9 protein-coding genes and 1 tRNA gene are annotated in these 9385 nt (G+C 58.4%); all 10 read right to left on the bottom strand.

Annotated features, from left to right (window positions below; translation table 11 throughout):
- Positions 1–101: 101 nt before the first annotated feature.
- The 10 genes from IEW98_RS15755 to IEW98_RS15710 all read right to left on the bottom strand — a co-directional run bounded on the left by IEW98_RS15755 (position 102) and on the right by IEW98_RS15710 (position 9344).
- Positions 102–1514 carry a DUF8370 family protein gene (locus IEW98_RS15755; protein ID WP_188764435.1) on the bottom strand — a complete coding sequence of 471 codons (1413 nt, stop codon included), beginning with the start codon at positions 1512–1514 and terminating at the stop codon, positions 102–104.
- 171 nt (positions 1515–1685) lie between these two features.
- Positions 1686–2576: a vanadium-dependent haloperoxidase gene (locus IEW98_RS16625; RefSeq protein ID WP_188764434.1), complete on the bottom strand. Its 891-nt coding sequence runs from the start codon at positions 2574–2576 to the stop codon at positions 1686–1688.
- Positions 2577–2651: 75 nt separating this feature from the next.
- On the bottom strand, positions 2652–3290 hold the full coding sequence (locus tag IEW98_RS15745) for a PEPxxWA-CTERM sorting domain-containing protein (RefSeq protein ID WP_243450820.1): 639 nt from the start codon (positions 3288–3290) through the stop codon (positions 2652–2654).
- 227 nt (positions 3291–3517) lie between these two features.
- Positions 3518–4087: an outer membrane protein gene (locus tag IEW98_RS15740; RefSeq protein ID WP_188764437.1), complete on the bottom strand. Its 570-nt coding sequence runs from the start codon at positions 4085–4087 to the stop codon at positions 3518–3520.
- A 470-nt stretch (positions 4088–4557) separates the two neighbouring features.
- A complete protein-coding gene (clpX, locus tag IEW98_RS15735; RefSeq protein ID WP_188764432.1) occupies positions 4558–5808 on the bottom strand; it encodes an ATP-dependent Clp protease ATP-binding subunit ClpX in 1251 nt (416 codons plus the stop codon).
- A gap of 147 nt (positions 5809–5955) precedes the next feature.
- Positions 5956–6588 carry an ATP-dependent Clp endopeptidase proteolytic subunit ClpP gene (gene clpP, locus IEW98_RS15730; protein ID WP_188764429.1) on the bottom strand — a complete coding sequence of 211 codons (633 nt, stop codon included), beginning with the start codon at positions 6586–6588 and terminating at the stop codon, positions 5956–5958.
- A gap of 179 nt (positions 6589–6767) precedes the next feature.
- Positions 6768–8393 carry a trigger factor gene (tig, locus tag IEW98_RS15725; protein ID WP_188764427.1) on the bottom strand — a complete coding sequence of 542 codons (1626 nt, stop codon included), beginning with the start codon at positions 8391–8393 and terminating at the stop codon, positions 6768–6770.
- A gap of 40 nt (positions 8394–8433) precedes the next feature.
- Positions 8434–8518 (bottom strand) — tRNA-Leu (locus IEW98_RS15720).
- A 72-nt stretch (positions 8519–8590) separates the two neighbouring features.
- The gene (locus tag IEW98_RS15715) at positions 8591–8707 is read right to left on the bottom strand and encodes a DUF2474 family protein (RefSeq protein ID WP_188764425.1); all 117 of its coding nucleotides are present in this window, start codon (positions 8705–8707) and stop codon (positions 8591–8593) included.
- A complete protein-coding gene (locus IEW98_RS15710; protein ID WP_188764422.1) occupies positions 8691–9344 on the bottom strand; it encodes a cytochrome d ubiquinol oxidase subunit II in 654 nt (217 codons plus the stop codon). Before IEW98_RS15710 ends, IEW98_RS15715 begins: the two co-directional genes overlap by 17 nt.
- Between the last annotated feature and the right edge of the window lie 41 nt (positions 9345–9385).

Here is a 9385-nt window from a genome sequence, read left to right as displayed (position 1 = left end):
GCCTTGCGCACCACCGTTGACACTGCGCGTCTCGCGGGACGCACTCCATTCCACACCATCCTGGGTGCCGTCACCGCCTGATAGCTGGTACGGGTGAGTAATTACTTAAAGTTTGCATCAGCGCGACGAGAGAAGACTAGTTCTTTGAGATCATCGTCGTCTAACACAATGATATAGCCTCGATTGTCTTTTGCGGTGTCTCTACAGCGCTCGAGAAAAAGTTTTTTATCATGAAACTGGCGACAGACAATTATTCCAACCTGTCCACGGCTTGGAGAGAATCTTCCTGATAATTGATCTAGTTCCGGATTCGATACTTCATTTCCGTAGTTTTTACATTCGACAAAGACTTTTGCGCAGGAATAGTGCTTCGACAACCAATGGAAGAAGCCCGACATCCCCATATTGGTATATGTTATGTCAACTCGTTTTCGGCCATCATGCTGGCGCTCTTGTGGATTGGGATTAGTTAGATCGGGATAAAAGAGCGCCGAGATAAGCGCCTCAATCGCGTCTTCATATGACGAAGCTTGCTCCCGCCCCACATCCAACGAAGTAACGGCTTCAAGAAGACCGGTCCAGTCGATTGGAGCAGTACCGCCAAGATCCGATAAGTCACCATGATCAAGAGGAACAAATAGTTCTTCGTTTTTTTCGCTCCTATACTTATCAAGTATGACTGGATTTCTCAGCGCCTGCTCAATAACCGTCGATTTGGTTGTTCCATACTTTTCTTTAAGGTCGCCGATGTTAACACGTGGCGTTCCATCCTTAAGCAAATAGACTAGAGAACCAAGCGATTCAAGCTCCTCAGCTTTTAGATGTTCTAGAATATACCACCTATAGTATTCCTGCAGATTATACTGCAGGCTCCTTCTCACAACAGATTTTGGCACGAGGAGAAGTTTTCCTCGCGATGTCATTGGAAGTTGGACGAATTGCGAGGTCCATTCTAGTCTTCCAGCATCCCACATTGGACCGGACGGCACTCCCTCGCTTAACGGAATACCATAACGGTGGGCCTGCTGTTGCGTGTAGGCAATAAGAGGACCACGGATGATATTCGTCGTCATATCGGAAACTATGTCCACGCCGATACCATGGATCATCAGAACTGTGTCTTCTAAATCTCTTAGCAGCCCTGTGCTTACTGCCGTGCTCTGACTAAGAGCACTCCAAACGTCGTGAGCAGTCCCCTCACCAAGGGAGCGACCCCTTGATTCGCCTCTCGAAAGACCTAGATGGGTCTCGTTAGGCTCTCTCAAAGACCGAAGCAGACTCTCCGCATGAGCATTGTTGCCCGCCTTAATGCTTTTTAGGATCGTTTGGAAGAAGCTTTGAACTAGGGCGACACACCCATCTCCCCATTCTGACGTATCCAATGCAAGGGCGCGAGGGCTAATGAATACCGGCGTGTCGGTTAAAATATCGACATCAACGAAATCTAGGGTGGGTTGAGTTCGCCCAATTCCAAATATTTGGGAGACGCGTTGGGTTTTAACTTTCGGAACCATAGAGAACCTTTTCTACCACGTAAGGTTTCTACACTGTTAATTATGTATGATGCTACCCCGAAAATCACGCATCTTTGTAAGCAACGATCCCTGTGGCATTCATTGTCGACGGCATAACGTAGGTTTGCACTTGGCAGCGCACGGACCTCGCTGTGCACCAAAATATCTGCATTATATCCTTGATGCACGAGTACCAGTGCCTCTCATAGCACTCGCTGCCCCCCTCTTCCGCATAACGCCCCCAACCAACCCAAACCCCACAACCAACATCACCCAACTCCCCGGCTCCGGCACCGCCGCGAACGCCGTCTGCCCCAGCGTCCAGTCCGCCACCGACCGCCCCAGCACCGTCCCCGCCTCGTTATCGAACCGCCAGTGGATGCCGCCCCACAGCCGGCTCATCGCCGCTTCCTCCCCCGCCGCGGTATAGCTCCCCCAGCACCGGTCCAGCGATGCCCAGCCAATGCAAAGCGGCGCCGCATCCCCGAACGCATCGCTCAGGATCGCCGCCGCCGAAGACGCAATCGCCGAATGCCCCGAGACATACGAAGGGTGCGGCGGCGTGACGACATACGACGACCACCCGGCGTCCTGCACCGTCGCCGCATTGCCATCCAGATCGCCGTTTTGGATCGCCGTCACCGGCCGCCAATAGTCGAAAGTATATTTCGCATCGAATATCCCGACCGTCGCATCGACCATCGCGACGTTCATCCGCGCAAACAGCGCCGCATTGTCGATCATCGAATTGCCGCTCGCTTCCGACGCATCGATCGCCGCCCGCAACCACGGCCCCGGCCAGGTCGCCGTAACCCAGTACGTCGCAGCCGCCGACTGGTCGGCCGTCCGTAACAGACTCGTCGCCGAACCGATCTCCCGCACCTCGTTGTACGCCGCGGCATAGGCTTCGCTGCCCAGCGCCGGCGGTGCGCCTGGCCGGAATTGGTCGCCCGATGCCAGCAGGAACGGGTCCATCGCCCCCCACTGCCGCACGGCCCCCGGCGCGTTGCTCGGCGGCGTCGGCGCCCAATGCCCCGGCAATCCGCTCGGCGTGTAAGGCACTATCGCTGCCGATCTGTTTCGATCGCAGGTTGAACGAAAACACCACCCCGGCCAACGGCCGGGGTGGTCCAATCCTCAGACCGCAAGCACTGCCGTACGGCGGCGCATGACAGCGCCGGTCAGGCCGAACCCGGCAACCAGCATCGCCCAGGTCATCGGCTCCGGCACGGCGCCGGCAAAACGGACTTCCGACAGCCCGGTGTTCCAGTCACGCTCGGCATAAGTGCCTTGGCCATAGTTGTTGACGATGTCGAGCCGAATGAACCGCGCCGCGCCGGCGAACGAGACGGTCTGCCCCGCCAGCGGCTGCCCGGTTCCCAGGCCGAGCGTTCCTCCGAATAATTCTGAATAATCGACCCCGTTGGTCGATCCGAACAGCTTGAAGTCCTTCACGCCGCGCAGGATCGTCGACTGAAACTCGGCGGGGTTGCCGAAATTGTAATTCCAGATGGTCGCGCTGGTCAGCGTGTACCGCGCACCGAGGACGAACGTGATGCTTGCGGTATTGACGCCCAGGTCGGTCATCCACATCGCCGGATAGCTGTTGCTGTGAAGGCCATCGGTCAGCCCGCTGCCGTTGATCAAATTCTCCGCGCGATACTCGCCCCAAAAGGGAAAAGTGTTGGTCGCAACCGCGCTGACCGGAGTCGCGACCGCGGCACTGGACGGAGCGGCGACGACGACCGCAGCGATCGCAAGACGAAGATAGGACATGCTGGAACCCTTTAATGGTTAAAGACCATCGCTAGATTACCGAATATTCATGACGGGCCGATGCGACTTTTGTGAACGATTGCGGCGTGTTGGAAAGGCCGTGCCCCCGCACATGCTCCCAAAGTCCCGATCCAGGGTGCAAACATACCCGCCACGGACCGGCCACGGGCTCGAAACATGTCGGCAAAGGGCCGCCGACATACCGTCGACGGCCCCTTTTCGCCCGACTAGAAGTGAAAGATCACCCCGACGCTCGGCCGGATGCTGTCGAAATCATACGTCTCGGCCTGGAAACGCAGCCGCGGCCCCGCCTCGCCGGTAATCCCGCCCAGACCAATATCCTTGGGGCCGACTTCAACGCCAACACCATAGATCCAGTCCTTGTTATCGGCAAAACCACGGTCGGTCTTACCGTTAACCCACTGATATCCTGCCGAAGCATAGATCATGCCGGTATCGCCGGCACGGAACCCACCGCGACCGCGAACGCCATATTCCCAGTCGATATCGTTGAAGCCCTTGGAAGCATTACCTTCGACACCGACAAACACGGGTCCGAGCGGAATGTTGATCCCGGCGACGCCGCCGACCAGCCAGCCATTCATCCGGCCATTGACCGGATTCGTTCCGAACTCGCTGGTCCGATCGAAGCTATGATAAGCCCCTGTAATCCCAAGATAAGGCTCAATTCCAAAGGCACGGCTGTTGTCGGGCGCGGTCGGCGTACCGGCGGGCAGAGCATCCTGAGCCATGGCCGGAGCAGCGACGCAAAGCGACAATCCCATGGCAAGTGCCATGGTCGAACGAGTTATACGCAACACTATGAATTCCTTGGTTATTGAACCCGTCGACACTGTCGGGGCAGGCTCACCTGCTTCACCAACCAGTCGACGGCAAAACCAATCTCTATCCCTGAGGTTCCCCAAAAGTTCAGGATCACCCTGCTGCGTTGCACAATAGCAACACTAAACGTTGCGGGTTGCGTCCGTTATTCGGATCGCCGCCTAAAACCAGTTATTATTACTTCGTGGACGGATTGGAAGCATTCTGCTTTTTCGGCTTTTCTGCCTTGGGCTTGCGCGTTTCCTTGTTCGTTTTAGCCTGTCCCTTAGCCATAGCAGCGCTCCCATCCGGTTGAGCCGACATTATAGAGTCTTCCGAACCCGTAGTCGCCATTTATCCTTGCCCTGACGTATCACGACGCAAAGAAAAGGCCGCCTCCTCTCGGAAGCGGCCCCAGTGCCCATCACGCACTAACTCTGGACGATCAAGCCGCCTTGTCGGCGACCAAAAGGCGAACCGGCTGCTTGGTGCCGGCCACAACATCCTGATCGACTTGTATTTCTTCAACGCCCTCAAGCCCAGGCAGTTCGAACATCGTATCGAGCAGGATCGATTCCATGATCGAACGAAGCCCGCGAGCACCCGTCTTGCGCTCGATGGCCCGCTTCGCAATCGCCGCCAAGGCATCGGGCTGGAAGGTCAGCTTCATGCCCTCCATCTCGAACAGGCGGGCATATTGCTTCGACAAAGCGTTCTTCGGCTCGGTGAGGATCTTGATCAACGCCGGCTCGTCAAGATCCTCAAGCGTTGCGATCACCGGCAAACGGCCAATGAATTCAGGGATCAGGCCGAACCGCAGGAGATCTTCGGGCTCGCACTTCATCAACAATTGACCGACCCGGCGCTCGTCCGGCCCGGCGACATGCGCGCCGAAACCGATCGATTTGCCCTGCAGGCGATCACCGATAATCCGATCCAGGCCGTTGAACGCGCCACCGCATATGAACAGGATATTCGTCGTATCGACCTGCAGGAATTCCTGCTGGGGATGCTTGCGCCCGCCCTGCGGCGGCACGGAGGCCGTGGTGCCCTCCATGATCTTGAGCAGTGCCTGCTGGACGCCTTCGCCCGACACATCGCGCGTGATCGAAGGATTGTCGGCCTTGCGCGAAATCTTGTCGATTTCATCGATATAGACAATCCCGCGCTGCGCCCGCTCGACGTTGTAATCCGACGCCTGCAACAACTTGAGGATGATATTCTCGACATCTTCACCGACATATCCGGCTTCGGTCAAGGTCGTCGCATCGGCCATGGTAAACGGCACATCGAGAATGCGCGCCAGCGTTTGGGCGAGCAGGGTCTTGCCGCAACCCGTTGGGCCAACGAGCAAAATGTTCGACTTGGCGAGTTCGACTTCCGAACCCTTGCCGCCATGATTCAGGCGCTTGTAATGATTGTGCACGGCAACCGACAGCACGCGCTTGGCGTGGTTCTGCCCAATCACATAGTCATCGAGCACCTTGCAGATCTCACGCGGCGTCGGCACGTCGCCGGCCTTTTTCACCAGCGCCGTCTTGGTTTCTTCACGGATGATATCGTTGCAAAGTTCGACGCACTCATCGCAGATAAATACGGTCGGGCCAGCGATGAGCTTGCGCACCTCGTGCTGGCTCTTGCCGCAGAAGCTGCAATAGAGCGTACTCTTTGAATCGCCCCCACTCAGCTTGGTCATGGCTTTCCTCTCGTCAGCACCCGTCAGTGTAGCTGTGGATATACGTCCACGGCAAGGGCTCGGTGCTTTGAATTGTAACATTGGCACAATAGCCGCAATCGGCAGCTATCACAGGATTCAGGGCGCAATCCCCTGAAATCTGTTCCGTCATGCCGCCTTGAGCGCGTCACCGTCGGTCGGCAACGGCCGCTTTTCGGCAACCTCGTCGATCAGGCCGAACACCTTGGCCTCGTCGGCGCTCAGAAACTTGTCGCGTTCCATCGCACGTTCGATGGTGTCGAGGTCCTGCCCCGTGTGCTTTACGTAAAGTTCGTTGAGGGCATGGCGGACGCGAATGATCTCGCGCGCCTGGATCTCGATGTCGGTCGCCTGGCCCTGCGCCCCGCCCGAAGGCTGGTGCACCATGATGCGCGAGTTCTTGAGCGCAACGCGCATGCCCGGCTCACCGGCGGCGAGCAGAAAGCTGCCCATCGAGGCTGCCTGGCCGACGCAAACCGTGCCGACCCGCGGACGAATATACTGCATCGTATCGTAGATCGACATGCCGGCAGTGATCACACCGCCCGGCGAGTTGATGTACATGAAGATGTCCTTCTTCGGATTCTCCGATTCCAGGAACAGCAATTGGGCGACGATGACCGAGGCCATGTGATCCTCGACCTGCCCGGTCACGAATACGATGCGTTCGCGCAGCAGGCGCGAATAGATGTCGAACGAGCGCTCTCCGCGATTGGAGGTCTCGATGACCATGGGGATGAGACCGGCGTGAATATCGAGCATGAACAACCTTTCCGTGTCACTGCAACGTCGGACGTTTGGCGACGAAGTTCAAGAGGGGTAATTGATCGTACCGCGGCATCGAGATAGCCGCGGTACGAGAAACGAAAAAACCGCGATCCTCGAATGAGAACCGCGGCCCCTTCAAATTCGTCCGGTCACCAGTTGGCGACCATCGGCAGCTACTCGGCCACCTTCTTTGCGGCCTTTGGCTTGGGCTTTGCGGCCTCCGCAACCGGGGCCGCAACGTCGACGACCGGCTCGGAAGGAGCGGCTTCGGCCTTTGCTGCCTTGGCCTTTGCCGCCTTTTTCACCGGCACGTCGGCAACCGCTTCAGCCTCGGGGGCAGCAAAGGCCGCTGCCTTCCCCTTGACCGCCTTGGCCTTCACCGGCGCATGGTCGTGACCGCAATCGGGTCCGTGAACATGCCCCGCATGATCGTGACCGGCATGGTCGTGAATATGCGCCGAACCTGGCGTTTCATCCTCGTCCTCGATCGCTGCTTCGAGATCGGCACGTGTCACGCTGCGTTCGGTGACCTCAGCCTTCGAGAGCAGGAAATCGACGACCTTGTCCTCGTACAGAGGGGCACGCAGCTGGGCTGCGGCCATGGCGTTTTCCTGGAAGAACTTCACGACCTGCTGCTGCTCACCGGGGTAACGCGCGGCTTCCTGCCCGATAAGGCGGTTCATCTCGGCCTGGCTGACCGTGATGCTGTTGCGCTGTCCGATTTCGCTCAACAACAGCCCGAGGCGGACCCGGCGTTCGGCAATGCGGCGATAATCCGCGCGTTCGCCCTCGAGCTGGGCACGCGCTGCAGCCGGATCGGCATCCTGCGCTGCTTCCTGGTCGAGTTGCGCCCAAATCTGGTCGAATTCACTGCTGACCATGGTCTCGGGAACTTCAAAATCATGACGGCTCGCGAGTGTGTCGAGCAATTTGCGCTTCATATGCGTGCGAGTCAGCGACCCGAGTTCCGAATCGAGCTGCTCCTTCAGGATTTCCTTGAGCGCATCGAGACTGTCGATACCGAAGTTCTTGGCAAACTCGTCGTCGATCGCCGCTTCGACCGGCGTCTCGACGGCTTGGACGACGATTGCAAATTCCGCAGGTTTTCCCTTGAGATAGGCGACATTGTAATCTTCGGGAAAGCTCACCTTGACGGTACGCTCGTCGTTGGCCTTGGCGCCGACCAGCTGGTCCTCGAAGCCCGGGATCAGCGATCCCGAACCAATCTTGACGCGCATGCCTTCGCCCTTGCCGCCATCGAACAGTTCGCCGTCGACGCGGCCTTCAAAATCGATGACCAGCGTGTCGCCGGTTTTCGCCTCATACGCCGGGGCCGCGGCCTCGGTCCGCTGCTGCTGGCCGGCCAGGCGCTTGATAGCTTCGTCGACGGCAATTTCGTCGCTGCCGACAACCAGCTTCTCGAGCGCCAGGTCGTCGATCTTTACGTCCTCGAGCGTCGGCAGGATTTCCATCGCGACCTTGAACCCGACATCGGCACCTTCGGCGACTTCGCCTTGCAGGTCGACCTGCGGCTGGTTCGCCGGGCGCAGCTGATGCTGGCTAAGCAATTGCTGGACGCCATCGTTGACGGCAGCCTGCAAGGCTTCACCGCGGAGTGCCTCACCGTGCATCTTTCGAACAAGGTTCGGCGGCACCTTTCCGGGGCGAAAGCCCGGCATCCGGATCGTCTTCGAAACTTCGGCGAGTCGCGCATCGACGCGCGCAGCAAGAGCAGCCGCGGGTATGACCAGCGAATATTCGCGGCGAAGGCCCTGGTTCAACGTCTCGGCGATCTGCATGTCTGTATCTCGTTCTTTTCTCGAAGGTCGGCGGTCGATCTGGTGCGGGCGAAGGGACTCGAACCCCCACATCTTACGATACTGGTACCTAAAACCAGCGCGTCTACCAATTCCGCCACGCCCGCTGAGGAGTGAAGCGCGCGTCTATAACAAGGGTGGTGGTGCGCGCAAGGCTGGCGTCACGATCGTGCCACAAATCATTCGCCGATCCACGCCCGCAGGATCAACGAAACGACCCCGACTGTCGCCACGCCCGCCGCCCACACGCCGATGAACCACAACCAGCGCCGCGTGCGATCAGTGATAGCCATCATGCCCGACCTTGCCGCGAAATACCCAGTACGCATATGCCGTATAGGCGATGATGATCGGCAACATGATGCCGACCCCGACAAGCATGAAGACCTGGCTGTTCTCTGGGGTCGCTGCCTCGAAGATCGTCACTTCGCCCGGAATGAGCCACGGGAACATCGAGATACCGAGACCGATGAAGCTGAGCAGAAAAACTAGTAGCGTAAGTAGGAACGGCATGATTTCGGCGCGCCGCGCCAGCGCTCGTACGAAGACGAGGGCCACGATGGCAACGAGGATCGGCACCGGCGCCGCTATGTAGATGCCGGGCGCTTCGAACCAGCGACTGTAATAGTCCTGGTTGAGAAACGGCGTTGCCAAGCTGACCGCAACGAGCGCAGCGATGGTTGCAAGGCCGGCAATACGGGCAAGCTCAAAGGCCTTGTCCTGCAGTCCGTGCTCGGTCCGGTAAATCAGCCAGCACGCCCCGAGCAAGGCATAGCCCAGCACCACCGACAGCCCAGTCAGCAGCGAGAACGGCGAAAGCCAATCCCACCAGCCGCCGCTGTAACTGCGTCCGGTGACGCTGATACCCTGTACGCCTACGGTGAAGGCCGCCTTGCCTGGTTTGACGGGTGCCGCGAGGTAGCACCGGTGCAAGCACTGGTGTTTGCACTGATGTTAGCGACGGTGCGATGGGT

The sequence above is a fragment of the Sandarakinorhabdus glacialis genome (genome assembly GCF_014643455.1).
Classification (GTDB): Bacteria; Pseudomonadota; Alphaproteobacteria; order Sphingomonadales; family Sphingomonadaceae; genus Sandarakinorhabdus; species Sandarakinorhabdus glacialis.
Note: the sequence above shows the minus strand (reverse complement) of the source record. Positions and strands in the feature narration are given on the sequence as shown.

Coding starts and splice junctions, on each gene's coding strand:
- IEW98_RS15755 (WP_188764435.1), bottom strand. CDS start 1,514: ATGGTTCCGAAAGTTAAAACCCAACGCGTCTCCCAAATATTTGGAATT.
- IEW98_RS15745 (WP_243450820.1), bottom strand. CDS start 3,290: ATGTCCTATCTTCGTCTTGCGATCGCTGCGGTCGTCGTCGCCGCTCCG.
- IEW98_RS15740 (WP_188764437.1), bottom strand. CDS start 4,087: ATGGCACTTGCCATGGGATTGTCGCTTTGCGTCGCTGCTCCGGCCATG.
- clpX (WP_188764432.1), bottom strand. CDS start 5,808: ATGACCAAGCTGAGTGGGGGCGATTCAAAGAGTACGCTCTATTGCAGC.
- clpP (WP_188764429.1), bottom strand. CDS start 6,588: ATGCTCGATATTCACGCCGGTCTCATCCCCATGGTCATCGAGACCTCC.
- tig (WP_188764427.1), bottom strand. CDS start 8,393: ATGCAGATCGCCGAGACGTTGAACCAGGGCCTTCGCCGCGAATATTCG.
- IEW98_RS15715 (WP_188764425.1), bottom strand. CDS start 8,707: ATGATGGCTATCACTGATCGCACGCGGCGCTGGTTGTGGTTCATCGGC.